The 25,092-nt window shown below is 73.2% G+C and carries 23 protein-coding genes; 16 read left to right on the top strand and 7 right to left on the bottom strand.

Annotated features, from left to right (window positions below):
• Positions 1-59: 59 nt before the first annotated feature.
• From ACFSHS_RS13910 to araA, 8 genes are all read left to right on the top strand, one after another.
• Entirely contained in the window at positions 60-134 is a 75-nt protein-coding gene (locus ACFSHS_RS13910; RefSeq protein ID WP_376877456.1) for a hypothetical protein, read from the top strand.
• Positions 135-467: 333 nt separating this feature from the next.
• A complete protein-coding gene (gene chvE, locus ACFSHS_RS13915; protein WP_376877014.1) occupies positions 468-1,613 on the top strand; it encodes a multiple monosaccharide ABC transporter substrate-binding protein in 1,146 nt (381 codons plus the stop codon).
• Positions 1,614-1,823: 210 nt separating this feature from the next.
• Positions 1,824-3,362: a multiple monosaccharide ABC transporter ATP-binding protein gene (gene mmsA / locus ACFSHS_RS13920; RefSeq protein ID WP_376877017.1), complete on the top strand. Its 1,539-nt coding sequence runs from the start codon at positions 1,824-1,826 to the stop codon at positions 3,360-3,362.
• Positions 3,359-4,606: a multiple monosaccharide ABC transporter permease gene (gene mmsB, locus ACFSHS_RS13925; protein ID WP_376877020.1), complete on the top strand. Its 1,248-nt coding sequence runs from the start codon at positions 3,359-3,361 to the stop codon at positions 4,604-4,606. The genes mmsA and mmsB overlap by 4 nt, the downstream gene beginning before the upstream one ends.
• Positions 4,607-4,725: 119 nt before the next feature.
• Positions 4,726-5,793, top strand: coding sequence for a LacI family DNA-binding transcriptional regulator (locus ACFSHS_RS13930; RefSeq protein ID WP_376877023.1), 1,068 nt, complete (start codon positions 4,726-4,728; stop codon positions 5,791-5,793).
• Positions 5,794-5,983: 190 nt separating this feature from the next.
• Positions 5,984-7,642 carry a xylulokinase gene (locus tag ACFSHS_RS13935; RefSeq protein ID WP_376877026.1) on the top strand — a complete coding sequence of 553 codons (1,659 nt, stop codon included), beginning with the start codon at positions 5,984-5,986 and terminating at the stop codon, positions 7,640-7,642.
• Complete coding sequence (locus ACFSHS_RS13940; protein ID WP_376877029.1) at positions 7,639-8,319, top strand: L-ribulose-5-phosphate 4-epimerase; 681 nt, start codon at positions 7,639-7,641, stop codon at positions 8,317-8,319. Before ACFSHS_RS13935 ends, ACFSHS_RS13940 begins: the two co-directional genes overlap by 4 nt.
• A 29-nt stretch (positions 8,320-8,348) precedes the next feature.
• Complete coding sequence (araA, locus tag ACFSHS_RS13945) at positions 8,349-9,857, top strand: L-arabinose isomerase (RefSeq protein WP_376877032.1); 1,509 nt, start codon at positions 8,349-8,351, stop codon at positions 9,855-9,857.
• A gap of 77 nt (positions 9,858-9,934) precedes the next feature.
• Here araA and ACFSHS_RS13950 read toward each other — a convergent pair whose 3' ends face one another.
• Positions 9,935-11,368: a M20/M25/M40 family metallo-hydrolase gene (locus ACFSHS_RS13950; protein ID WP_376877035.1), complete on the bottom strand. Its 1,434-nt coding sequence runs from the start codon at positions 11,366-11,368 to the stop codon at positions 9,935-9,937.
• A gap of 142 nt (positions 11,369-11,510) precedes the next feature.
• The gene (locus ACFSHS_RS13955; RefSeq protein WP_376877038.1) at positions 11,511-12,743 is read right to left on the bottom strand and encodes an arginine deiminase; all 1,233 of its coding nucleotides are present in this window, start codon (positions 12,741-12,743) and stop codon (positions 11,511-11,513) included.
• Positions 12,744-12,859: 116 nt separating this feature from the next.
• Between ACFSHS_RS13955 and ACFSHS_RS13960 the strand changes: the two genes are divergently transcribed.
• Both ACFSHS_RS13960 and ACFSHS_RS13965 read left to right on the top strand, forming a co-directional pair.
• Positions 12,860-13,630, top strand: coding sequence for an SDR family oxidoreductase (locus tag ACFSHS_RS13960; protein WP_376877041.1), 771 nt, complete (start codon positions 12,860-12,862; stop codon positions 13,628-13,630).
• Between the two features lie 234 nt (positions 13,631-13,864).
• Positions 13,865-15,304: an FAD-binding oxidoreductase gene (locus tag ACFSHS_RS13965; protein ID WP_376877044.1), complete on the top strand. Its 1,440-nt coding sequence runs from the start codon at positions 13,865-13,867 to the stop codon at positions 15,302-15,304.
• A gap of 84 nt (positions 15,305-15,388) precedes the next feature.
• On the opposite strand, the gene ACFSHS_RS13970 is transcribed toward ACFSHS_RS13965, so the two are convergent.
• Positions 15,389-17,041 (bottom strand): FAD-binding oxidoreductase, encoded by a 1,653-nt coding sequence (locus ACFSHS_RS13970; RefSeq protein WP_376877047.1) that lies wholly within the window; start codon positions 17,039-17,041, stop codon positions 15,389-15,391.
• A gap of 35 nt (positions 17,042-17,076) precedes the next feature.
• On the opposite strand from ACFSHS_RS13970, the gene ACFSHS_RS13975 reads away from it, so the two are divergent.
• The 3 genes from ACFSHS_RS13975 to ACFSHS_RS13985 all read left to right on the top strand — a co-directional run bounded on the left by ACFSHS_RS13975 (position 17,077) and on the right by ACFSHS_RS13985 (position 20,176).
• Complete coding sequence (locus ACFSHS_RS13975) at positions 17,077-18,600, top strand: glycerol-3-phosphate dehydrogenase/oxidase (protein WP_376877050.1); 1,524 nt, start codon at positions 17,077-17,079, stop codon at positions 18,598-18,600.
• 91 nt (positions 18,601-18,691) lie between these two features.
• Positions 18,692-19,486 (top strand): methyltransferase domain-containing protein, encoded by a 795-nt coding sequence (locus ACFSHS_RS13980; RefSeq protein ID WP_376877053.1) that lies wholly within the window; start codon positions 18,692-18,694, stop codon positions 19,484-19,486.
• A 243-nt stretch (positions 19,487-19,729) separates the two neighbouring features.
• Positions 19,730-20,176 (top strand): hypothetical protein, encoded by a 447-nt coding sequence (locus ACFSHS_RS13985; protein WP_376877056.1) that lies wholly within the window; start codon positions 19,730-19,732, stop codon positions 20,174-20,176.
• Positions 20,177-20,232: 56 nt separating this feature from the next.
• Here the strand turns inward: ACFSHS_RS13985 and ACFSHS_RS13990 are convergent, their stop codons facing one another.
• Complete coding sequence (locus ACFSHS_RS13990; protein ID WP_376877059.1) at positions 20,233-20,988, bottom strand: MerR family transcriptional regulator; 756 nt, start codon at positions 20,986-20,988, stop codon at positions 20,233-20,235.
• Positions 20,989-21,093: 105 nt separating this feature from the next.
• On the opposite strand from ACFSHS_RS13990, the gene ACFSHS_RS13995 reads away from it, so the two are divergent.
• The gene (locus ACFSHS_RS13995; RefSeq protein ID WP_376877062.1) at positions 21,094-21,987 is read left to right on the top strand and encodes a haloalkane dehalogenase; all 894 of its coding nucleotides are present in this window, start codon (positions 21,094-21,096) and stop codon (positions 21,985-21,987) included.
• Positions 21,988-22,063: 76 nt separating this feature from the next.
• Positions 22,064-22,960, top strand: a complete 897-nt coding sequence (locus ACFSHS_RS14000; RefSeq protein ID WP_376877065.1) for an alpha/beta hydrolase — start codon at positions 22,064-22,066, stop codon at positions 22,958-22,960.
• Between the two features lie 7 nt (positions 22,961-22,967).
• Here ACFSHS_RS14000 and ACFSHS_RS14005 read toward each other — a convergent pair whose 3' ends face one another.
• Positions 22,968-23,414 carry a YdeI/OmpD-associated family protein gene (locus ACFSHS_RS14005; protein ID WP_376877068.1) on the bottom strand — a complete coding sequence of 149 codons (447 nt, stop codon included), beginning with the start codon at positions 23,412-23,414 and terminating at the stop codon, positions 22,968-22,970.
• 31 nt (positions 23,415-23,445) lie between these two features.
• Complete coding sequence (locus ACFSHS_RS14010) at positions 23,446-23,826, bottom strand: hypothetical protein (protein ID WP_376877071.1); 381 nt, start codon at positions 23,824-23,826, stop codon at positions 23,446-23,448.
• A gap of 65 nt (positions 23,827-23,891) precedes the next feature.
• Between ACFSHS_RS14010 and ACFSHS_RS14015 the strand changes: the two genes are divergently transcribed.
• Entirely contained in the window at positions 23,892-24,458 is a 567-nt protein-coding gene (locus tag ACFSHS_RS14015; protein WP_376877074.1) for a TetR/AcrR family transcriptional regulator, read from the top strand.
• Between the two features lie 9 nt (positions 24,459-24,467).
• Here the strand turns inward: ACFSHS_RS14015 and ACFSHS_RS14020 are convergent, their stop codons facing one another.
• Entirely contained in the window at positions 24,468-25,064 is a 597-nt protein-coding gene (locus tag ACFSHS_RS14020) for a TMEM165/GDT1 family protein (protein ID WP_376877077.1), read from the bottom strand.
• Between the last annotated feature and the right edge of the window lie 28 nt (positions 25,065-25,092).

Here is a 25,092-nt window from a genome sequence, read left to right on the forward strand (position 1 = left end):
CCGAGGACTGGGTCGGCCCGGCGACGGAGTTCCAGTCGCGGCTGGAGGAGGCCCTGACGGTGACCGAGCCCCTGTCCTCCGACGAGCGCCGCGCCCGCGCGGGGCTCATCTCGCGGCAGATCACGCTGCGCTGATCCGGTGCCGCCCCGGGCGCTGCCGGGCCGGCGCACCTGGCCGCGCGCGGCCCGGCCGCACCCCGTGGGGGGCGGCGGGGACTGCCCGCCGCTGGCCGTGGAGCGGTACCGCCGGGAGCCGCATCTCACCCCGACGGGCCAGGTCATCGGGGGGTCCTGACGCTGCGCGACGGCCTCCGCACGAAGATGACGGTGGCGTTACGCGACCGTGACAACGAACGGGCTATCAGGGGTTGACGCCGCTCTTGTTAGCGCTCACATTTAGCCCGCTCGCGGCGCGCGGGCCTGCGCCGGGACGAGTGGCGGCAGATGTCTCGAAGAGGAGATCCATACGTGAGCAGGAAGCTGGGCTTCACCGCCGCCGGCGCCGTTCTGGCGCTGACGCTGGCGGCCTGTGGTGGCGAGGGCGCTGGCAGCGGCTCGGGCGGCGGTGGCGGCGACGAGGAGCTGTCGATCGGCGTCTCGATGCCGACCCAGACCTCCGAGCGCTGGATCGCCGACGGCAACTCCGTCAAGGAGCAGCTCGAGGAGCAGGGCTACGAGGTCGACCTGCAGTACGCGGGCGACGACATCCCGACCCAGTCGCAGCAGGTCGACCAGATGATCACCCAGGGCGTCGACGCCCTGATCATCGCCGCCATCGACGGCACTGCCCTGGCCAGCCAGCTGCAGGCCGCGGCGGACGCCGACATCCCGGTCATCTCCTACGACCGGCTCATCCGCGACAGCGAGAACGTCGACTTCTACGTCACGTTCGACAACTTCGAGGTCGGCGTCGCCCAGGCCAACGCCCTGCTGACCGGTCTCGGTCTGCAGACCGCCGACGGGGGCGAGGGCACGGCGACCGGGCCGTTCAACATCGAGCTGTTCGCCGGTTCGCTCGACGACAACAACGCCTTCTTCTTCTTCAACGGCGCGATGTCGATCCTCGAGCCGCTGATCCAGGACGGCACGCTCGTCGTCAAGTCCGGCCAGACCGACATCGAGCAGGCCGCGACGCTGCGCTGGCAGCAGGAGACGGCGCAGAAGCGCATGGAGGACCTCCTGACCTCCAGCTACAACGACGGCAGCCGCGTCGACGGCGTCCTCTCGCCCTACGACGGTCTGTCCCGCGGCATCATCACCGCGCTGCAGAACGCCGGCTACGGCCCGACGCTCGACAGTCCCAACCCCATGCCGGTCGTCACGGGTCAGGACGCCGAGATCGCCTCGGTCAAGCTGATCAACGACGGTGTCCAGAGCTCCACAATCTTCAAGGACACCCGACTCCTGGCCGAGCAGGCCGTCGTCGCCGCGCAGGCGTTCCTCGAGGGTGAGGAGCCGGAGGCCAACGACACCGAGACCTACGACAACGGGGTCAAGGTCGTTCCCTCCTACCTCCTGCCGGTCGAGACCGTCTTCAAGGAGGACATCCAGTCGGTCCTGATCGACTCGGGCTACTGGACCGCCGAAGAGGTCGAGTCCGGCCAGGCCGACTGAGGCCGGTCACTCACGCCGGCCGGGCCCGGCGGCGACCATCGCCGCCGGGCCCGGCCGCACCACCCGGCACGACCGCACGGTCCCCGGCGGGTCCGACGCCCGGCCCGCTGCGGTGGAGCTCCCCTCGGGCCCCCACGACGGGGACCGAGGGCCCACACTTCGAACACCGCAGACCGCACACCGCACTCGACGACGAGGACGACGGGATCCATGGCCGAGAACATCCTGGAGATGCGCTCCATCACCAAGACCTTTCCCGGCGTCAAGGCGCTCGAGAACGTCAACCTCGACGTCCGCCGGGGCGAGATCCACGCGATCTGCGGTGAGAACGGCGCGGGCAAGTCCACGCTCATGAAGGTGCTCTCCGGCGTGTACCCCGCCGGCACCTACGACGGCGAGATCGTCTACGACGGCCAGCCGGTGCACTTCAACGGCATCCGCGACAGCGAGCACGTCGGCATCGTGATCATCCACCAGGAGCTCGCCCTGGTGCCGTACCTGTCGATCGCCGAGAACATCTTCCTGGGCAACGAGCGGAAGGGCCGCAGCGGCCTCATCGACTGGAACCTGGCCAACGCCGAGGCGGCCGAGCTGCTGCAGTCGGTGGGGCTGGACGAGAACCCGGTGACGCCGGTCGGCCAGCTGGGCGTCGGCAAGCAGCAGCTGGTCGAGATCGCCAAGGCGCTGTCCAAGGACGTGCGGCTGCTGATCCTCGACGAGCCGACCGCGGCCCTCAACGACAGCGACTCCGCGCACCTGCTCGACCTGCTCCGCCGGCTCAAGGAGCGCGGGATCACCTCGATCATGATCTCGCACAAGCTGAACGAGATCACCGCCATCGCCGACCGCGTGACGGTCATCCGTGACGGCCGGACCGTCGAGACGCTCTCCCTGGAGGCCGGCGAGGTCACCCAGGAGCGGATCATCCGCGGCATGGTCGGTCGCGACCTGGAGAGCTTCTACCCCGACCGGGTCCCCTCCATCGGCGAGGAGGTGATGCGGGTCGAGGACTGGACCGTCTGGCACCCCACGCAGGACCGCAAGGTCGTGGACAACGCGAGTTTCGACGTGCGGGCCGGTGAGGTCGTCGGCATCGCGGGCCTGATGGGCGCCGGGCGCACGGAGCTGGCGATGAGCATCTTCGGCCGCTCGTACGGCCGCGACATCTCCGGCCGCGTCTACATCCGCGGCAAGGAGGTCAGGATCCGCACCGTCGCCGAGGCCATCCAGCACGGGATCGCCTACGCGACGGAGGACCGCAAGCGGTTCGGGCTGAACCTCATCGAGGACATCCGGCGCAACGTCTCCGCCGCCGCGCTCGGCAAGCTGTCCCGGCGCGGCTGGGTCAACGGCAACGAGGAGATCAAGGTCGCCGAGGACAGCCGGCGCAGCATGAACATCAAGGCGCCGAGCGTGATGTCGATCGTCGGCAAGCTCTCCGGCGGCAACCAGCAGAAGGTCGTCCTGTCCAAGTGGTTGTTCGCCGACCCCGACGTCCTCATCCTCGACGAGCCCACCCGCGGCATCGACGTGGGCGCCAAGTACGAGATCTACACGATCATCAACCGGCTGGTCGCCTCCGGGAAGGCCGTCGTCGTCATCTCCTCCGAGCTGCCCGAGCTGCTCGGCATCTGCGACCGCATCTACACGTTGTCGGCCGGCCGGATCACCGGTCAGCTGCCGGTCCGTGAGGCCACCCAGGAGCGCCTCATGGAGCTCATGACCAAGGAGAGGGAGTCCGTCGGATGACCAGGACCGCGCCCCCGGAAGCCGACCCCACCCCCAAGGAGCCGGCGCCCGCCGTCGCGCTCCACACGGGGACGAGTGATCTGCGGACGCTGATCACCCGCAACCTGCGGACCAGCGGCATCTACGTCGCGTTCGTCGCGATCGTGGCGCTGTTCGCCGTCCTCACCGACGGGGTGTCCCTGAGTCCCGGCAACATCACCAACATCGTCCTCCAGTACTCCTACATCCTGGTGCTGGCGATCGGCATGGTCCTGGTGATCATCGCCGGGCACATCGACCTCTCGGTCGGCTCGGTGGTCGCGCTCACCGGTGCCATCTCCGCCGTCCTCGTCATCAAGAACGGCAACCCGTGGTGGGTCGGGGTCCTGGCCGCGCTCGCGGTGGGTCTCGCCGTCGGTGCCTGGCAGGGCTTCTGGGTCGCCTACGTCGGCATCCCGGCCTTCATCGTGACCCTCGCCGGCATGCTGCTGTTCCGGGGCCTGACGCTGCAGGTACTGGACAACATCTCGCTCTCCCCCTTCCCGCAGGAGTACGGCCGGGTCGCCAGCGGCTTCCTCAACGGACTGATAGGCGGCCAGGGCTACGACGCGTTCACGCTGCTGATCGGCGCCTTCGCCGTCGCCGGGTACGCGGTCAGCGGGTTCCGCACCCGCCTGGCCCGGATCAAGTACTCGCAGCCGGTCGAGTCCTTCCCGCTGTTCGTCGCCCGCGTCGTGCTCGTCGGTGCGGTCGTCATGTACTTCGCCTGGCAGCTGGCCCACGCCCGCGGCCTGCCGATCGTGCTGATCATCCTGGCCGTGCTGATCCTCGCCTACAGCCTGATCTCGAAGCGGACGGTGTTCGGCCGCCAGATCTACGCCATCGGCGGCAACCTGGCCGCGGCGCAGCTGTCCGGCGTCAAGGTGAAGGTCGTCAACTTCTGGATCTTCGTGAACATGGGATTCCTGTCCGCGGTGGCGGGGATCATCTACTCCTCGCGCTCCAACGGCGCCCAGCCCGCCGCGGGCAACATGTTCGAGCTCGACGCGATCGCCGCGGCTTTCATCGGCGGCGCCGCCGTCACCGGCGGTGTCGGCACGGTCGTCGGCGCCATGGTCGGCGGTCTGATCATGGCCGTGATGAGCAACGGCATGCAGCTCATGGGCGTGGACCAGTCGGTCCAGTCGGTGGTCAAGGGCCTGGTGCTGCTGCTGGCCGTCGCCTTCGACGTCTACAACAAGCGGCGCGCCGGGGCCTCCCGCTGAGGCGCGACCCGGTCGCCGCGGCCCGGCGTCGCGGCGACGGGGTCGGCGGCCCGCAGGGGCTGCGACCGGCAGGGGGACCGGAAGGGGGACCGGAAGGGGGACCGGCAGGGGGACCGGTGATGACGGACAAGGTCGCGAACGGGGAGTCGCCGGGGGCCGTGCGTGCCCTGGTGATGTCGGACGTGGCCGCCCTCGCCGGGGTGTCGCACCAGACGGTGTCCCGCGTGATCAACGGGCACCCCAACGTCGCGCCGCAGACGCGGGAACGGGTGGAGGCCGCGATCGCGCAGCTGGGCTACCGGCCCAACGTCGCCGCCCGCGCCCTGGTCACCGGGTCGACCCGGACGATCGGGCTGGTCACGGTGAAGATCAACCAGTACGGGCCGGCCCAGACGATGCTCGGCCTGGAGGAGGCCGCCCGCGCGGCCGGGTACTCCGTGAGCGTCTCGATCCTGGATCACGCGACCGCGCGCGCCATGCGGGAGGCGGTGGACACCTTCGTCGCCCAGCGGGTGGACGCCATCGTCGCCCTGAGCACGTACGACGACGCCGCCCAGTCGCTCAGCGCCCTCGATCCGCCGGTGCCGCTCGTGGCGGTGCAGGTCGGCGGTGACGAGGTGCGCCCCGCGGTGGGCGTGGACCAGGAGACCGGTGCCCGGCTGGCGACCCGCCACCTGCTGGAGCTGGGGCACGCCACCGTCCACCACGTGGCCGGCCCGGCGGACTCCAAGGAGGCCCGGGTGCGCATCGAGGGCTGGCGCTCGGAGCTCGAGGCCGCGGGCGCCCCGGTCCCCGAACCGCTCCGAGGGGACTGGACGCCGTCGTCGGGGTACGCGGCCGGGCGCGAGCTCGCCGCCCGGCGCCGCGCCGGGCAGGACGTGACGGCGGTCTTCCTGGCCAACGACCAGATGGCCCTGGGCCTGCTCTCCGCGCTGCACCAGGAGGGGATCGAGGTCCCGGCGGACGTCAGCGTCGTCGGCTTCGACGACCTGCCCGAGTCGCCGTACTTCACACCCCCGCTGACCACGGTCCGCCAGGACTTCGCCGAACTGGGCCGTCGCGGCGTGGCACTGGTGCTGGCCCGCCTGCGCGGTGAGGAGCTGCACCCCGACGCCGTCCCCGCGCCGCTGCTCGTGCGCTCCAGCACGGGTCCGGCCCCGGTCCGCGCCGGGTCCGTGCAGGGTTGACCCGGGCGGATGTTAACGCTAACAATCCCTGCGGGACGGGCGCCGGACGCCGACGTCCACCCGCCCACGAAGGAGGAGCGATGCCGGACAACCCGGACGCCGTCGTCAGCAGGGTCGACCGCCCCGCCCCGTCCGGACGGGCGGTCGTGGGCCGGCGCACCGGGCTGCTGAGATGACGACGGATGCCGGCATGGATCCCGGCGAGGCGATCGCCGGCGGTCGCACGGCCCTGGGCATCGAGCTCGGGTCGACCCGGATCAAGGCGGTGCTGATCGGTCCGGATTCCGCTCCGCTGGCCGTCGGCAGCTCCGACTGGGAGAACCAGCTCGTGGACCGGCTGTGGACGTACTCGCTGGAGGCCGTCTGGACGGGGGTCCAGGAGAGCTTTGCGACCCTGGCCGACGACGTGCGGCGACGCCACGGGGTCGAGCTCACCACGGTCGGTGCCCTGGGGGTGTCGGCGATGATGCACGGTTACCTCGCGTTCGACGCCGACGGTGCGCTGCTCACGCCGTTCCGCACCTGGCGCAACACGAACACGGGGCGGGCGGCCGAGCGGCTCAGCGGGGAGTTCGGCTGCAACATCCCGCACCGGTGGAGCGTCGCGCACCTCTACCAGGCGATCCTGGACGGCGAGGAGCACGTCGGCCGGGTGGACCACCTGACGACCCTGGCCGGCTACGTGCACTGGCAGCTCACCGGCGAGAAGGTCCTCGGCATCGGTGACGCCAGTGGCATGCTCCCGATCGATGACGTGACCCGCGGGTACGACACCGCGATGCTGGCCCGGTTCGACCAGCTGGCCGCCGAGGCCGGGGTCGAGCTCACCCTGGCCGAGCTGCTGCCCGCCATCGCACTCGCAGGGCAGCCGGCCGGGACGCTCACCGGAGCGGGCGCCGCGCTGCTCGACCCCACCGGGCGGCTGCGTCCCGGGGCCCCGCTCTGCCCTCCGGAGGGCGACGCGGGCACGGGGATGGTCGCCACCAACTCGGTCGCCCCGCGCACCGGCAACGTCTCCGCCGGGACGAGCATCTTCGCCATGGTCGTGCTCGAGCAGGAGCTCGGCCGGGTGCACCGCGAGCTCGACCTGGTCACCACCCCGGCCGGGGACCCGGTGGCGATGGTCCACTGCAACAACGGCGCCAGCGAGCTGGACGCCTGGGTCGGGCTGTTCGCCGAGTTCGCCCGGGGGCTGGGTGCCGACGTCGACCCGTCGACGGTGTTCGAGACGCTGTTCGCCGCCGCACTGGGCGGTGCGAGCGACTGCGGCGGGATGCTCGCCTACAACTACGTGTCCGGTGAGCCGATCACCGGCCTCGAGGAGGGCCGGCCGCTCTTCCTGCGGGCCCCGGACAGCAGGCTCGACCTCGGCACCTTCATGCGGACGCACCTGTTCGCCTCCCTGGCCACGCTCAGGATCGGCATGGACGTCCTGCAGAAGACCGAGGGCGTGCGGCTCGACCGGATGTTCGCGCACGGCGGCCTGTTCAAGACCTCGGGTGTCGGGCAACGCTTCCTGGCCGCGGCGATCGACACCCCCGTCTCCGTGGGTGACGTCGCCGGCGAGGGGGGCGCCTGGGGCATCGCCGTCCTGGCCGCCTTCGTCACCGGTCGCTCGCGGGAACAGAGCCTGGCGGACTACCTGGAGACGACGGTCTTTCCCGGCGCCAGCGTGCAGACCGCCGAACCCGACCCGGTCGACGTCGCGGGCTTCGACGCGTTCATGCAGCGGTACGTCGCCGCGCTCCCGGTCGAGCGGGCCGCCGTGGACCACGTGACCGTCGGCCGGCGGCAGACCGCCGATCCCGAGACAACCTCCGCCGTCCTGACCGAGGAGCAGCCGGCATGAGCCTGCCCACCCTGACCGAGCGCGGCACCCACCGCGAGCAGCGCGAGCACGTGGCGCGCCTGCACTCCTATCTGACCCGCTACGAGCTGGTGACGTGGACGTCCGGCAACGTCTCCGAGCGCGTGCCCGGCGAGGACCTGTTCGTCATCAAGGGCAGCGGTGTCGAGTACGACGACCTGACCTGGGAGGGCGTCACCGTCTGCGACCTCGACGGGAACGCCGTCGACGGGGTCAAGGCGCCCTCCTCCGACACGGACGCGCACGCCTACGTCTACCGGCACATGCCCGAGGTCAACGGCCAGGTGCACACGCACAGCCCGTACGCCACCGCCTGGGCCGCGCGCGCCGAGGAGATCCCCTGCGTGCTCACGGCGATGGCCGACGAGTTCGGCGGGCCGATCCCTGTCGGGCCGTTCGCCCTCATCGGCGACGACTCCATCGGCCGCGGCATCGTCGAGACGCTCACCGGATCCCGGTCGCCGGCGGTGCTCATGCAGAACCACGGCGTCTTCACCATCGGCCCGTCGGGGAAGGCGGCGGTGAAGGCCGCCGTCATGACCGAGGACGTCGCCCGGACGGTGCACCTCTCCCGGCAGCTGGGCCGACCGCTGCCGATCGACCAGGCGGACGTCGATTCGCTGTACGCCCGCTACCAGAACGTCTACGGCCAGCGATGAAGGGCCGGCGGATGAGAGAGGACTTCCCTGTGGCTGCCCCGTTCGAAGGCCGCGAGATCTGGTTCCTGACCGGCAGCCAGGACCTGTACGGCGAGGAGACCCTGCGGCAGGTCGACGACCAGTCGCGGCGGGTCGCCGACGCGCTGGACGAGGCGACCGAGGTGCCGGTGCGGGTCGTCTGGAAGCCGGTGCTCAAGGACGCCGGGGCGATCCGGCGGGCGATGGGGCAGGCCAACGAGGACTCCGCCTGCCTGGGCGTCATCACCTGGATGCACACCTTCTCGCCGGCCAAGATGTGGATCTCGGGCCTCGACGCCCTGCGCAAGCCGCTGCTGCACCTGCACACCCAGGCCGACGCCGCCCTCCCGTGGGCGTCGATCGACATGGATTTCATGAACCTCAACCAGGCCGCCCACGGCGACCGGGAGTACGGGTTCATGTTGACCCGCCTCCGGGTGCCGCGGACGACGGTCTCGGGCCACGTCTCCAACCCGCGCGTGCGCTCCCGGGTCGGCTCGTGGGCCCGCGCCGCCGCCGGTGCCGCCGCAGCGCGGGACCTCAGGTTGGCGCGGTTCGGCGACAACATGCGCAACGTCGCGGTGACCGAGGGCGACAAGGTCGAGGCGGAGATCCGCTTCGGCATGTCGGTGAACACCTGGGGCGTGAACGACCTGGTCGCGGTGGTCGACGCGGTCCCCGACAAGGAGGTCGACGCGCTCGTCGAGGAGTACGCCGAGCTCTACGCGATGGCTCCCGCCGTGGCGCCCGGCGGCGAGCAGCACGAGGCGGTCCGGTACCAGGCCCGGATCGAGGCGGCGCTGCGGTCGTTCCTCGTCGACGGCGGCTTCGGTGCCTTCACCACCAACTTCGAGGACCTCGGCGGCCTGCGCCAGCTCCCGGGTCTCGCCGTCCAGCGGCTGATGGCCGACGGCTACGGCTTCGGCGGGGAGGGCGACTGGAAGACCTCGGCGCTGCTGCGCGTGCTCAAGGTGGCCGGCGCGGGGCTCCCGGGCGGGACGTCGTTCATGGAGGACTACACCTACGACCTGCAGCCGGGCAGCGAGAAGATCCTCGGCGCGCACATGCTCGAGGTCTGCCCCACGATCGCCGGCGAGAAGCCTCGCCTCGAGGTGCACCCGCTGGGCATCGGCGGCCGGGAGGATCCGGCGCGCCTGGTGTTCACGGCGGCGTCCGGACCCGGTGTGGTGATCGGCTGGTCCGACCTCGGCGACCGGTTCCGCTGGGTGGCCAACGAGATCGACGTCGTCGAGCCCGACGAGCCGCTGCCCAACCTGCCGGTCGCCCGCGCCGTGTGGCAGCCGCGGCCGGACTTCCCGACGGCCACCGAGGGCTGGCTGACCGCGGGCGGGCCGCACCACACCGTGCTGACGACCCAGCTGGGCGCCGACGAGCTGACCGACCTGGCGGAGGTGTTCGCGACGGAGCTGGTGCTCATCGACGCCGGCACCACCCGCCGGTCGCTGGCCAAGGAGCTCCGCTGGAGCGCCGCCTACCACCGCCTCGCCCAGCGCCTCTGACGCCGTCTCCAGCTTTCGGTACAGAAAGCTGAACGGGCGGGCGCAGCTTTCTGTACCGAAAGCTGGGCCCGCCGCCGTCAGAGGTGCCGGATCAGGTACCGGTAGAAGCCCGCGCCGCGGTGCAGGGCGGCCACCGAGATGCGCTCGTCGGCCGCGTGGAGCGTGGCCAGCTCCTCCCGGGTGAGGTCGAAGGGCATGAACCGGTAGACGCTGTCGCACACCTGGCTGAAGTGCCGGGCGTCGCTGGCCTGGACCATCACGTACGGCGCGACGGCGGCGTCCGGATAGACCGACCGCACCGCCGCGCTCAACAGCGCGAACGCCTCGTTGTCGGCCCGGGACACCGGGGAGGGGTCGTTGCCCGACACCACGCGGAGCTCGACGCCCGGGTCGTCGATCACGCGGCGCAGGCGCTCGACGGTCGACTCGACGGTCTCGCCCAGCGCGATCCGGATGTTGGCGTGGGCGCTCGCCCGGGTGGCCAGCACGTTGGCGGCCGGGCTGCCCTCGAGCCGGGTGATGGCGACCGTCGTCCGGACCAGCGCGTTGGCCTCCCGGCTGGCCCGTGACAGCACCGCCGCCAGCACCGGCCGCAGGTACCCCGCGTGGGCGAACACCGCCCGGTAGCCGGCCGGTGCGTACCGGCCGAGTGCGTCCACCATGCCGAGGACGACGTCGTGCAGCCGGGCGGGGAAGGGGTGCTCGTCGATCCGCAGGATGGCGCGCGCCAGGCGGGCGGGCGCGCCGCCGCGGACGGGAGCGGAGGCGTGGCCGCCCGGATCCGTGGTGATCAGCTCGATGTCCAGCAGGCCCTTCTCGGCCAGCCCGACGACCGCCGCCGGCCGGGAGACCCCGGGGAAGACGCCGCTCACCACGGCGCCGCCCTCGTCCAGCACCGCCCAGGGCCGGGCACCTCGCCCGGTGAGCGCCCCGACCGCCAGCGGCGCCCCTACGCCGGCGACCTCCTCGTCGTTGCCGAACGAGAGGTAGACGTCCCGGGCGGGGGTGAACCCGGCCGCGACCAGCGACTCCACCGCCTCGAGGATCGCGACCAGGGCGCCCTTGTCGTCGATCGCGCCCCGCCCGTGCACGACGCCGTCCTCGATCGAACCGGAGAACGGGTCGCGCGACCAGTTCTGCCCGGCCACCGGGACGACGTCGTAGTGGGCCATCAGCACCATGGGCGGCGCGTCCGTGCCGCCGGCCCACCGGTAGAGCAGCGCGCCGTTCCCCAGCACCTCCCGCTCCAGGACGCGGTGGGTCTGCGGGTACAACCCGGTCAGCCGCTCCCGGAAACGGGCGAAGGCCGCCTCGTCGATGTCGGCGGGCTCGCGGGAGGAGATCGTCGGGATGCGGACCAGTTCGGCGAGGCGTCCGGCCGCGGCCTCGGCGTCCAGCCCCTCCAGCTCGGGCGGATCCGGGACGAGCTCCGGTGGCCGGAAGCGGGCGACCCGACGGGCAGCCGTGGAGACGGCGGCACCGCAGGCCGCCGCCAGGAGTGCGCGCCTCACGCCGTCCCCGCTCCCTCCGCACGTCCCACCCCGTGGTTCCCGGAAAGCGTAGGGATCGTCGCCGCCACCGGGGGCCCTGATCAGCGCGGCCGGGATCTCGGTTCCGGCTCCTCGCGACGCGGTCAGGATGGGATGCCGGCACCTAGAGGGGATCGCGGGCCACGGGGCAGGACATGCACCGGGGACCGCCCCGGCCGCTGCCGAGTTCCGACCCGGCGATCCGCACGACCTCGATGCCCGCCGCCTCCAGCGCGGCGTTGGTCACCGTGTTGCGTTCGTAGGCCACGGCCAGCCGCGGCGCGAGGGCGAGGGTGTTGTTGCCGTCGTCCCACTGCTCCCGCTCGGCGGTGACCGGGTCGAGGCCGGTGTCGATGACCCGCAGCCGGTCGATGCCCATGGCCGCGGCGGCCGCGTCGAGGAACGGCGCCGGACCGCGCACCGCGAGATCGGTGGTGTCGTCGTCCGCCACGCCCTCGGGTGCGGTGACCGTCCAGGCGACCAGGGCATCGGCGACCGCGGGGTACATGACCATGGCGTCGACGTCGACCATCGTCGCGATGGTGTCCAGGTGCATGGTCGCCCGCTGCTGCGCGATGGGGACGACGAGCACCGTGTGCGCCAGCCGGCGCGCGAACAGCCGCCGGGCCAGCCGCTCGGCCCCGCCGGGCGTCGTCCGCTCGCCGACCCCGGCCGCCACGACGCCCTCGGACAGCAGCAGGACGTCGCCGCCCTCGAGGTGCTCCAGGGAGGCCCCGTAGAGCTGCTCCACCCCGGCGAAGCGCGGGTGGTGGGCGTACACGGCGGCGGTGATCGTGCTTTCGCGGTGCCGGGCCGGCATGGCCAGCGACGTCACCGCGACCTCGTCGCCGATCCAGACGGAGGAGTCACGGGTGAACAGCAGGTTGGGCAGCGGCGGGACGACGAAGTCGCCGCGGTCCATGATCTCGTAGGCCAGCCCCCTGCCGCCCCGCAGCTCGTCGTGGGCCAGGCCGGCGATGAGCGCCGAGGCCAGCTCCTCGGGGTCGAGTCCGGACAGGTGCGTCGTGGTCGCCCGCTGGAGCGTCGCGCCCAGGCGCGGGTCGTCGACCGCCGCGGCGATGAGCTCGGCGCGGGCGGAGGGCAACGAGAGCACCTCGGCGAGCAGCCGGTCCAGGTGCAGCACCTCGACCCCGCGGTCGGCCAGCGCCTGCGCGAAGGCGTCGTGCTCCTCCTGCGCGCGGTCCACCCACGGCACGCCGTCGAAGAGCAGCTGGTCGTTGTTGCGGGGGGTCAGCCGCCGCAGCTCCTGGCCGGGGCGGTGCAGCAGCACGGTGCGCAGCCGGCCGACCTCGCTGGTGGCGCCCATGGCGGGCGCGAGGTACGGGGAGGCGATCATGCCCAGAGGCTGACACAGGGGCGGCCACCGCCGCCCCCTCAACGGCCGGTGACCGGCCTGGATAGTGTGCGACCGCGGCCGGCAGCGAGGCGGGCCGGAGCGACCGGAGGTACCGCGTGAACCTGTTCGACCTGACCGGCAAGGTGGCCGTCGTCACCGGTGGCACCCGCGGCATCGGCCTGATGATGGCCCGCGGTCTGCTCCAGGCCGGGGCACGCGTCTACATCAGCTCCCGTAAGGCCGAGGCGGGGGACGCCGCCGTCGCCGAGCTCTCGTCGGCCGGCACGGTGCGCTCGATCCCCGCCGACCTCTCCCGTGAGGAGGAGTGCGTCCGCCTGGCCGCCGCGGTGGGTGAGCGCGAGGACGAGGTGCACATCCTGGTCAACAACGCCGGGGCCACGTGGGGGGCCCCGTCGCTCGAGGAGTTCCCGTCGCACGCCTGGGACAAGGTCGTCGACCTGAACCTGAAGTCACCGTTCTTCCTCACCCGGGCCTTCCTGCCGCTGCTGGAGAAGGCCGGCGAGGAGGGCGACCCGGCGCGGGTGATCAACGTGGGCAGCATCGACGGGCTGCACGTCCCGCCGATGCACACCTACTCGTACTCGTCGAGCAAGGCTGCGCTGCACCACCTGACCCGCGTGCTGGCCAAGGAGCTCGGCCCACGCGGGATCACGGTGAACGCGGTCGCTCCCGGCCCGTTCGAGTCCAAGATGATGGCCGCCACCCTCGAGGCGTTCGGCAAGGAGATCGCCGCCCGCTCGCCGCTGGGCCGCATCGGCCGCCCCGAGGACATGGCCGGCGTCGCCGTCTACCTGAGCAGCCGCGCCGGTTCCTACGTCACCGGTGCGGTCATCCCCGTCGACGGCGGGATCGCCACCACCCGCTGACGGGTTGCCCTCCGTCGGACCGCCGGCATCGCCCTCCCGGGACCCCGGAAGGCCGGGACGGAGGGCCTCCGGGCTGCGACGGCGAGCGGCGTCCGTCCGTCGCCGCAACTCGACCTCAAGTATCCGCCAAGTACCCATCGCGACTCTTCCTCGCGTCCGACGGCCTGCGCGGTCCCACCGCCGGCCACCGATCCGCGGCCACGGCCGCGACCGCGAAGAGGAACAGCCGAATCGATGAGCCTGACCGAGAACCCCGAGCTGCCCGCTGCCGTCTTCGGCGACGCAGTACTGGACACCCTCGTACCGTCCTTCCCGCCCGGCGCCCTCGACGAGCTGCGCAGCCGAGTGCGCGGACCGGTTCTGGCCGCGGGCGACGACGGTTTGGCCGCCGAGGTGGCCACCTGGAACGTGGCGGTCCAGCACACCCCGGCCGTCGCCGTCGGCGCCACCTGCGCGGCCGACGTCGAGGCCGCCGTGGCGTGGGCCGTCGCGCACGACCTGCGCGTCGCCGTCCAGGCCACCGGGCACGGGCCGGTCCGCAACGCCGCCGGCGCTCTGATGATCACCACCCGCCGCATGCAGGGCCTGAGCATCGATCCCGAACGGCGGATGGCCCGGGTCGAGGCCGGGGTCAAGTGGATGCGCGTCCAGGAGGCGGCCGCGGAGTTCGGGCTGGCCGGGTTGTGCGGGTCGTCGTCGGACGTCGGCGTCGTCGGCTACACCCTCGGTGGCGGCATGGGCTCGCTCGGCCGCAAGCACGGCTTCGCCGCCGACCACGTGCAGGCGGTGGAGATCGTCACCGCGGACGGCCGGCTGCGCCGCGTGAGCGTCGACTCCGAGCCCGAGCTGTTCTGGGCGGTACGGGGCGGCAAGGGCAACCTCGGCATCGTCACCGCCCTAGAGTTCGGGCTGGTCCCGGTGCCCTCGCTGTTCGGCGGCGGCATCTTCTTCGCCGGCGACGACGCCCCGGCCCTGCTGCACCGGTTCCGCGAGTGGACGCCGACCCTTCCCGAGGAGGTCAGCACCTCCATCGCGATCCTGCGCATGCCCCCGATGGAGGAGCTGCCGCCCCCGCTCCGCGGGCAGACCGTCGTCCACCTGCGGTACGCCTACGCCGGCGCCGACCACGCGGAGGCAGAGCGGCTGCTCTCGCCGATGAAGATCGCCGGCACGATCCTGCTCGGCCACGTCGGCCCCATGCGCACCGACGAGATGGACGCCATCCACATGGACCCGGTCGACCCGGTTCCGGCGTGGGAGAAGGGCATGCTGCTGCGGGAGCTCGCCGGGGAGACGGTGGAGGCCCTGCTGGCCGCCGCCGGCCCGCAGGTGGAGGTCCCACTGATCATGGCTGAACTCCGTCTGATGGGCGGGGCGCTGGGCCGGCCGGCCGCCGTGCCCAATGCCGTGCCCGGACGCAGCGGTGCCTACGGGGTGTTCCTCCTGGGCCCCGGCATCCCGGAGCTGGCGCAGATCGTGCCGGCGGTCGGCAGGGGCGTCCTCGCCGCGCTCGAGCCGTGGGCCGCGCCGGAGAAGATGGTCAACTTCCTCGGTGACGTCTCCGGACCGGAGGAGGTCGCCGCGGCCTACCCGCCGGCGACGCGCGAACGGCTGCGGGAGGTCAAGCGGGCCGTCGACCCGGCGGGCGTCTTCACCTTCGGCCACGCCATCTGAAAGAGGACCCCTCTGCCCCCCACGGCTCGCAGGCTCGCCGCGCGCCCCTGCAGAGGGGCCTGACCCGGGGGCAGGGGGATCCGCTCACTCGGGGAGCAGGACGCCGGGGTTGCAGATGCCCTCGGGGTCCAGGCGGCTCTTGACCGCGCGCAGCACCTCGACGCCCAGCGGCCCGACCTCCCGCTCCATCCAGGGGCGGTGGTCGGCGCCCACGGCGTGGTGGTGGGTGAGCGTGCCGCCGGCGGCGAGCAGGGCATCGGTCGCCGCCCGCTTGGCGGTGAGCCACTGCTGGATGGGCAGGGCGTCGTCGCGGTCGGCCAGCACCGTCACGTACAGCGAGGCGCCCGTCGGGTAGCCGTGGGAGACGTGGCTCATGACCAGGGGACGTCGCCCTCCGCGGGTCAGCGACTGCCGCAGCGCCCGGCGGACGGCGTCGTAGACCGTGGGCAGCGCCGACCACGTGGCCGCGGTCTCCAGCGTCTCCACCAGCAGTCCGGCGTCCATCAGCCGGTCGCGCAGGTAGGGCGCCTGGAACCGGTGGTTCTTCCACGACTCGCCGACCCGGCGGCCCAGCCGGATGGCACCGCCGTCCCGGAGCAGGGAGGCGGCGGCCTTCCGCCGGGCGCGGAGCAGCCCGGGCAGGCCCTCCCAGCCGAGCACCACCAGGCAGCCGTCCGCGTGACCACGGGCGCGGAGACTGCCCCGGAGCGCCCGTGCGCCGCCGCCGGCGGCCATGAGCAGGTTGGCGCGGGTCTCGTCGGCGTCGGAGAGCCGGACGACGTCGGGCAGCAGGTCGTGCCGCGCGAGCTGCTGCAGCGCGGCGAGGCCGGCCGCCCACGACCGGAACGACCAGCCCTCGTACGCGTCGGCCGCCGGCTTCGGCCGTACCCGCAGGGTGAGCTCGGTGATGATGCCGAGCGTGCCCTCCGACCCGAGGGCCAGCCCCAGCAGGTCGGGGCCGGCCGCGCTCGCCGGCGGATGGCCCAGTTCCAGGACACCGGACGGCGTGGCCAGGGTCAGCCCGGCGACGAGGTCGTCGAAGCGGCCCACGCCCGTGGAGTTCTGGCCGGCCGACCGGGTGGCCGCGTAGCCGCCCAGCGTGGCGAACTCCCAGCTCTGCGGCAGGTGCCCGAAGGTCAGGCCCTCCCGCGCGAGCGCCTGCTCGAGCGCCGGGCCCCGCATGCCCGGGCCGACGGTGACCAGCGACGACGGCACGTCGAGCGACCGCACCGACGACATCCGCGACAGGTCGACGGCCACCGAGGGGCGGTCGTCGGGGTCCACGCCGGCCAGGCCGCCCACGACGCTCGTGCCGCCGCCGAACGGGACGACGACGACGCCGAGCTCGGTGCACGCAGCCAGCAGCGCGGCCGTCTCCTCGGTGCTGCCCGGGAGGACGACCGCGTCGGGGGCGTCGGAGGCGTCGCCCTCGCGCCGGCGCAGCAGGTCCAGGTAGCTCTTGCCCCCGGCCCGGCGCAGCCGCGACTCCCGGTCGGTGCGCACGTTCTGCTCGCCCAGCAGGACCTGCAGACGCACGCGGGCCTGCTCGGACAACCGGGAGGGGGCCACCCGGATGTCGGCGACCGGGACCGGTGGCGTGGCGCGCGGCGACCAGCCCAGTTCCCTGGCGAGGTGGCGGCGGGCGGCCTTGGGCAGCGAGCTGCTCAGGTCGGCGTCGGCGTGCGCGGGCGAGGTCGGTCCCCAGCCCTGGATCGTCAGTTCCGGCTGCGTTGCCACCGCTACAGTCTGCCGGTGCTGCTGCCGGAGCGATCATGGTGACCGCCGCGCTGCCCGGGACGCTGTCCGCGGGCCGCCGGGCGCGGAACCTGCACGAGCTGGCCGGGGCCGCCGTCGACGTGGTCGTGGTGGGGGGCGGGGTGACCGGCGCCGGGGTGGCGCTGGACGCGGCGAGCCGCGGGCTGTCGGTGGTGCTGCTGGAGCGCACCGACCTCGCCGCCGGTACCAGCCGGTGGTCCTCGAAGCTGGTGCACGGCGGGCTGCGGTACCTGGCGCACGGCGAGCTCGGCCTGGCGCGGGAGAGCGCCCGCGAGCGCGCCGTCCTCATGGCGACGACCGCTCCGCACCTGGTGCGTCGGCTGCCGTTCCTGGTCCCCGACGTCGCGGGCCGGGACGTGAGCGCCCTGGCGGCCGCCGGCGGCCGGCTCGGGGACGCCGTCCGGCTGTCGGTGCGGGGTGGGTGGGGGTCCCTCCCGCCGACCCGGCGGGTCGCGGCCGACGAGGTGTCGCGGCTGGTCCCGGGCGTGCGCCCGGGAGGCGGCGGCGTCGTCTTCTGGGACGGGCAGCTGGTCGACGACGCCCGGCTGGTGGTGGCCCTGGCCCGGACGGCCGCGGTCCACGGCGCGCGCGTGCTGACCGGCGCGGCCGTGACCGGGGTGGACGGCACCGAGGTGCACGTGCGACCGGACGACGGCCCGGACCTGTCGCTGCGCGCGGGGGTGGTCGTCAACGCCGCCGGGGTGTGGGCGCAGCGGCTGGCGCCGTCGGTCCGGCTGGTGCCCTCGCGGGGCTCGCACCTGGTCGTCCCGGGGCCGGTGCTCGGGTCGCCGTCGGCCGCGCTGACCGTGCCGCTGCCCGGGTCGCGCTCGCGGTACGTCTTCGCGCTGCCGCAGGCCGACGGGCTGGTGTACCTCGGCCTCACCGACGAGCCGGTCGAGGGGCCCGTGCCCGACGACGATCCCGTCGCGAGCGACGCGGAGGTCGGCCAGCTGCTGGAGACGGTGAACCAGGTCCTGGCCCGGCCGCTGACCCGGGACGACGTGGTCGGTTCCTATGCCGGGCTGCGCCCCCTGGTCCTGCCCGAGACGGCCGGCACCGGCCCCGGGGGCGCGACGGCGGACCTCTCCCGCAGGCACCTGCTCCGGTGGGACGGACCGGTCCTCTCGGTGGTGGGCGGCAAGCTGACCACCTACCGGGCGATGGCCGAGCAGACCGTGGACGCCGTGATCGCCCGGCTCGGTCGTGGCGCCCGGCGTGCGCTGACCGGGCGGCTGCCCCTGGTCGGAGCCGCGCCACGGCCCGCGCTGGAGCGGGTGCCGGCGCCGGCCCGGCTGGTGGCGCGGTACGGCACCGAGGCCCCGCTGGTGGAGGCGCTCGGGCCCGACGCCGTGGTGGCGGGGCGGCCGGAGACGATGGGGGAGCTGCGCTTCGCCGTCCGGTACGAGGGCGCCCGCACGGTGGCCGACCTGCTAGACCGCCGGATGCGGATCGGTCTGGTCCCCGCCGATCGCGCGCGTGCCGTGCCGGTGGCCGAGCAGGTCCTGGCCGAGGAGCTCTGACCCTCCCGACCGGCCATCGTGGCCACTTCGGCCGTCTCGGCATATGAGACGCGGCTCCCGCCAGGTGGGATGGTCGGCTAGAACTACCGAGGTGGACACCTACACCCACGGGCATGCCGAACCGGTGCTGCAGTCGCACCGCTGGCGGACGGCGGAGAACTCCGCTGCCTACCTGTTGCCGTCGCTGCGGCCGGGACTGGATCTGCTCGACGTCGGGTGCGGTCCCGGAACGATCACCGTCGACCTCGCCTCGCGCGTCACACCGGGCCGCGTGGTGGGTCTCGACGTCTCCGCCGACCCGCTGGCGGAGGCCCGGGTCTCGGCCGACCGGGCCGGGGTCGCGGTGACCTTCGAGGTCGGCGACGTGTACGCGCTCTCCGCGGCCGACGACTCGTTCGACGTGGTCCACGCGCACCAGGTGCTCCAGCACCTCACCGATCCGGTCGCCGCGCTCCGGGAGATGGCGCGGGTGTGCCGCCCCGGCGGGCTGATCGCGGTGCGGGACGTCGACTACGCCGCGACCACGTGGTTCCCGGCTGATCCCGGGCTGGACCGGTGGCTGGATCTCTACCACCGGGTCGCCCGGCGCAACGACGCCGAACCAGACGCCGGTCGCCGATTGCTCTCCTGGGCGCACGCGGCCGGTCTGCGGGACACCGCGGCGAGCGCGAGCACCTACTGCTTCGCGTCCCCCGCGGAGCGGGAGTGGTGGGGCCGGTCGTGGGCCGGGCGGGCGACGTCCTCCGCCTTCGCCGAGCAGGCCCTCCGCTACGGCCTGGCGACGACGGCCGAGCTCGAGGAGGTCGCCGCCGCCTGGCTGCGGTGGGCCGCGGCCGACGACGGCTGGTTCGGCATGCTGCACGGCGAGCTGCTGATCCGCGTCTGAACTGCGACCGCATCACGGGATCCGTTCCCGCTCCCGAGGGCCTGCAGCAGAGGTCCTGCAGCGTCGGCTCCGGAGTCAGCGCTCGCCTCCGGCGTCAGCGCATCGCTTCCGTCGGCCTCTGGTGCCGGGTTCCTGAGCGCAGTACCTTCGCCGTCACCTTCGCGAGACGAGGCGTGGCCGATGCCGAGGACACAGGGCGACGTGTGGCTGACTCCACCCCCTCCACCTGCGGTTCTCAAGGCCATGAACGTCGTCATGCGGCCGTTGCTGGCGTCTCCTCTCGGCCGCCGCATCAACGGTGTCATGTTGCTCGAGTTCACCGGCCGGCGCAGTGGGCGGACGATCAAGGTCCCGGTGAACTTCCACCTGGTCGACGGCATCCCGATGGCATTCACGGACGCACCGTGGCGCTTCAATTTCGACGGGGGCGCGCCGGTCAAGGTCACGTACCGCGGTCGCGTGTACGAGACGCGGGGCCTCCTCGTCCCGATGAGCCCGGAGGCCATGGGCGCAGCCGTCCGCAAGTCCCTGGATACGGGTGGATCGGCCCAGCGGATGGGCATCCGGACCGTCCCGGGCCATCGGCCTACGGCGGCTGAGCTCGCCGAGCTGGGACCGGCTCTGGGAACCTCGGTGATCAGGCTCGACTTCGCACCGCCTCCCGTCGCGCAGCCGAACGGTGTGCGCTGATGCGCAGCTCCCCGCCGGCCGTGGAACTGCGCATCAGCGCACAGTGATGCCCCGAGTCATGCGCCCCGGCGGGCGGCGTTGGCCTGGACGGCGGTGCTCACGTACTGCGCCAGGCCGGGCGCGACCCGCTCGTAGTGGGCGGTGAACCGCTCGTCCTCGACGTACATCCGGCCGAGGCCGGCGTGCATCTCCGGCGGGCAGTCGTAGAAGTTCCGTCTGATCTGCTGCCGGTGCTCCTCCGCGACATCCATCGCCTGCTCGGAGTCGGCCGGGACGCCCGAGCGCATCGCCTCGGCGAAGCGCCGCTCGACCGCCTCGCCCTCCTCCTTGGTCCGGACCCAGTCCTGCTTGGTGTACGCCGCGGTCCGGCGCTGCGACTGCGCCCACGCCTCGGTGTCGCCCCAGCGTTCCTCCGCCTCGCGCTCGTACTCCTCGGAGAACCCGTCCCCGAACAGCTCGAACCTCTCCTCGGGGGTCAGGGAGATCCCCATCTGCCGTGCCTCCATCTCCTTCTCGACGGCCGCGACCATCGCCGCCGTCCGTTTCAGCCGGTCCCGCAGCAGCCGGTGCTGCCGGCGCAGGTGCACCGCGGGGTCGGCGGACGGGTCGTCGAGCAGGGTCGCGACCTCGTCCAGGGGGAACCCGAGCTCCCGGTACAGCAGCACCTGGTGCAGCCGGTCCAGGTCGGTGGCCGAGTACGAGCGGTAGCCGGCCGCCGTCCGCCCGGACGGCGACAGGAGCCCGATCCGGTCGTAGTGGTGCAGCGTGCGCACCGTGACGCCGGCCAGTGCCGCCACCTCGCCCACGTTCATGGGTCCCTCCCTTCGGAACGAGCAGGAGCCTGCAGCCTGACGCAACGTCAGGGTCAAGCACTTTCCCGGACGGCGCAGCGCGACGGCGGATGTGAGGATCGTGGCGTGGCCGACCAGATCCCCGCCGACGACCCGTTCCCCCGCGCGTGGCTCCGGGTCGGGGACGTCGACATGGCCTACGTCGACGTCGGCGAGGGTGCCCCGATCGTCTTCCTGCACGGCAACCCGACCTCGTCCTACCTGTGGCGCAACGTCCTCCCGCACGTCCGGCACCTGGGCAGGTGCATCGCACCGGACCTGATCGGCATGGGTGAGTCGGACAAGCTCCCCGACCCGGGGCCCGGCACGTACTCCTTCGCCACCCACGCGGCCTACCTCGAGCAGTTCCTCGACCGGGTGGGGGTCAGCGGTCCGGTCACGCTGGTCCTGCACGACTGGGGTTCCGGTCTCGGCTTCAACTGGGCGGAGCGGCACCGCGACCGGGTGCGCGGGATCGCCTTCACGGAGGCGATCGTCACCCCGCTGACGTGGGAGGACTGGCCGGTCGGTGCCCGGAAGGTCTTCCAGCTCATGCGCGGTCCGGACGGGGAGGCGGCGGTGCTGGACAAGAACGTCTTCGTCGAGCGGATCCTCCCCGCCTCGGTCGCCCGTGGCCTGAGCTCCGAGGCGCACGACCGCTACCGGACGCCGTTCCTGGAGCGCGACTCCCGCTGGCCCACCCTCGAGTGGCCCCGCCAGCTGCCGATCGAGGGGGAGCCGGCGGCGGTGGTCGAGGTCGTGGAGCGGTACGGGGCCTGGCTGGCCACCAGCTACGTCCCCAAGCTGTTCATCGACGCGGACCCGGGCTCGATCCTCGTGGGCCGGCAGCGCGAGGTCGTGCGGAGCTGGCCGGCCCTGACCGAGGTCACGGTCCCCGGCAGCCACTTCGTCCTGGAGGACTCCCCGGACGAGATCGGCCGGGCCCTCGCCGGGTGGATACCGACCCTGCCGCGGTCCTGACCGCGCGCGGAGGAGCAGACGCCCGCGCCGCGGAGCGGTTGGATGGGCGCGACGCCGAGCGACGGGAGTGCCCGCGATGGTCATCGAACGCGTTCCCTTCGAGGCCGACGGCCTGACCCTGGTCGGGGAGCTGCACCGCCCCGACGGAGACCCCCATGGGACGCTGCCGGGGATCGTGCTCACCGGGCCGTTCACCGGGGTCAAGGAGCAGGTGGTGGGCACCTACGCCCGGAGGCTGGCCGAGGCGGGGTTCGCCGCCCTGGCCTTCGACCACCGCGGCTTCGGTGAGAGCGCGGGTCGCCGCCAGCACGAGGACGCGGCCGGCAAGCTGTCGGACCTGCGGGCGGCGGTGCGTCTGCTGGCCGCCCATCCGGCGGTGGACGCCGCACGCCTGGGTCTGCTCGGGATCTGCCTGGGCGGCGGGTACGCGGTGCGCGCGGCGGCCTTCGATCCGCGGGTGCAGGCGGTCGCCGGAGTGGCCGGTGCGTACAACAGCCCGGCGGCGTTCGCCGCGGGCATGGGCGCCGACGCCTACCGGAAGGCCCTGGCCGGCTTCCTGGAGGCCGATCCCGACGCGCGCATGGCCGCCGTGTCCCCCGACGGGCCGGCGGCGATGGGTGGGCGCGAGCCGTGGGAGTACTACGGCACCGAGCGCTCGGCCAGCCCGCACTGGGTCAACGAGGTGACGGTCGCCTCGCTGTACGAGCTGATGACGCTGGACACGCTGTCCGCCGCGGACCTGCTGGCGCGCACCCCGCTGCTCGTCGTGCACGGCACCCGCGACGACTACTGCTCACCCGCGGGCGCCCAGGCCGTGTTCGACCGGGCGACCGGACCCAAGGCGCTCGAGTGGATCGAGACGACCAACCACATCGAGCTCTACGACTCGCCGCCCCATCTGGACGCGGCTCTCGCGCGGCTCGTGCCCTTCTTCGAGCGGGAGCTGGCACCGGCGTCCGCACTGGCGAGCTGAGCGAGGCTCAGCGCGTCTTCCGGCCGGCGCGCACCGACTCGACGGTCTTCGCGATGCGCGCCGCCCGGGTCTCCGGCTTCTTCGCCTCCTCCACCCAGCGCACCCATTCCTTGCGGTGCGAGAAGGCGAGGCCCTCGAAGGCGGTCCGGACGTCGTCGCCGAAGGCCGCGGCCAGGTCGTCGGGGACGGCGACCTCGCGGGGTGCGGTGTCGAGCTCGATCGAGACCTCGACCTCCTGCTCGGCCCGCACCCCCGCGGCCTCCCGGTGCTCGGCGGCGAGCGGGATCCAGAAGGCTCCGCCCATGGGGGCCACCGTCGTCCGGTAGGTGTAGCCCTCGACGGTGACGACGACCGGCGGGCGCTTGCCGCCGCCCAGCCGGGCCACGACCTCGTCGGGCACCTGCAGGCCGGTCGCCGTCCTGCCGCCGAGAACCACCGTCGTCCGGAACTCCATCCTGGGCACCGTAGTCGCCGCGCCGTGTTCGCTAGGCGGCGCGAGCCACCGCGCCATCGACCGTGGGCACGGTCCCGGGCTCCCCGGGGAAGCTCCGGTTGCTGAACGAGACCATCTCCGGTCCCCAGCGCCGCATGGCGCTGCGGTGCGGATCCGCCCGCACGAACGCGCGGACGGCGGCCTCGTCGTCCCACCACGAGACGGTGGTGAAACGGCGGGCCAGCGGCTGGGCCCGGAGGAGCAGCGAGCGGGCGCCCGGACTGCGCATGGTCTGCCGCCGGATCGCCAGGCTGGCGCGGAAGAACGCCGGCACGTCACGCAGCCGGCGCAGGTGCAGGTGGGTGACGTAGACGACGCCGGGGCCGTCGGCGATCTCCCGGGCGGTCCACGGCAGGTCGGGTATCACCGGCATGGCTGCCTCCCTTCTTTACAGCTGTAAACATTACGACGGTACTTAACACCTGTAAAGTGGCGGGTGTGGCAGCACCGCGCCGGGACGGCGGCCTGCGGCTCCGCCTGCTCCAGGCCGGGGAGACCGTTCTCGAGCGCGTGGGCTCGGTCGACGCGGTCACGCTGCGCGCCGTGGCCCGCGAGGCGGGGGTCACCGCACCCGCCGTCTACGGGCACTTCGCCGATCTCGACGCGTTGATGGACGCCGTCCTCGACGCCGGCTTCGTCGCCCTCAGGGCCGCCACACGAGCGGCCGCGGCCGCGCACGGCGACCCCGTCGACCGCCTGCTCGCCGGCTGCCGCGCCTACGTGGAGGAGGGGCTGGCCGCGCCGGCGCGGTACCGCGGCATGTTCGGCACCCGCCGGCTGCCCAGCGCGGCCGCGGCCTTCGACGTCCTCGTCCGCGCCGTCGAGGTGTGCGTGGCGGCCGGCCGGTCAGGGAGCACGGACCCACGCGGCGACGCCGGCCTGGTCTGGACCGCCCTGCACGGGGTGGTCACCCTGCGCTCGGCGGCACCGCAGCTGCCCTGGCCCGAGCTCGAACCGCAGCTGCGCGCGGCGGTGACCCGCCTGGCGCTGATCACGGAGGCGTGAACCCGCCGCTCAGGCCAGGGTGCGGACCGTCTCGACGATCGCCACGACGGCGAAGACCAGGAACAGCCCGGCGGCCACCCGGCGGATGAGGGCGATCGGCAGGCGGTCGGCGAGCTTCTTGCCGAGGAACACGGCGAGTCCCGAGACGACGAGCAGCGCGGCCCACGCACCGACGAACACCGAGACGGGCTCCTGGAGCCGGGCGGCGAGGCCGGCGGTGGCCAGCTGCGAGAGGTCGCCCCACTCCGCGGCGAAGAGGACGCCGAAGGAGATGGCCGCGGCGCGGAGGAACGACGTGCGCTCCCGGGCGTCGGCGGCCTCCCCGGCGTCCTCCGGCCCCTCCGTGGCGCTGCGCCACAGCAGGACGGCCCCGACCAGGAACAGCACCGCCACCACGCCGCTGACCAGCCCCTCGGGCAGCAGCGACAGCAGCGAGCCCGCCGTGACCGCGATCGCCACCTGCACCCCGAACGCGGTGCCGACGCCGACGAACACGGGCAGCGGAGCGAAGCGGGTGGCCAGGACCAGGCTCGCGAACAGCGTCTTGTCCGGCAGCTCCACCGGCAGGACCAGGATGAAGGCGGTCGCGATGACCGACAGGACCACGAGAACTCTCCTCCGCTCGGCACTGCCG

Origin of the sequence: Blastococcus deserti, assembly GCF_042682525.1 — a bacterium.
GTDB lineage: Bacteria > Actinomycetota > Actinomycetes > Mycobacteriales > Geodermatophilaceae > Blastococcus_B > Blastococcus_B deserti.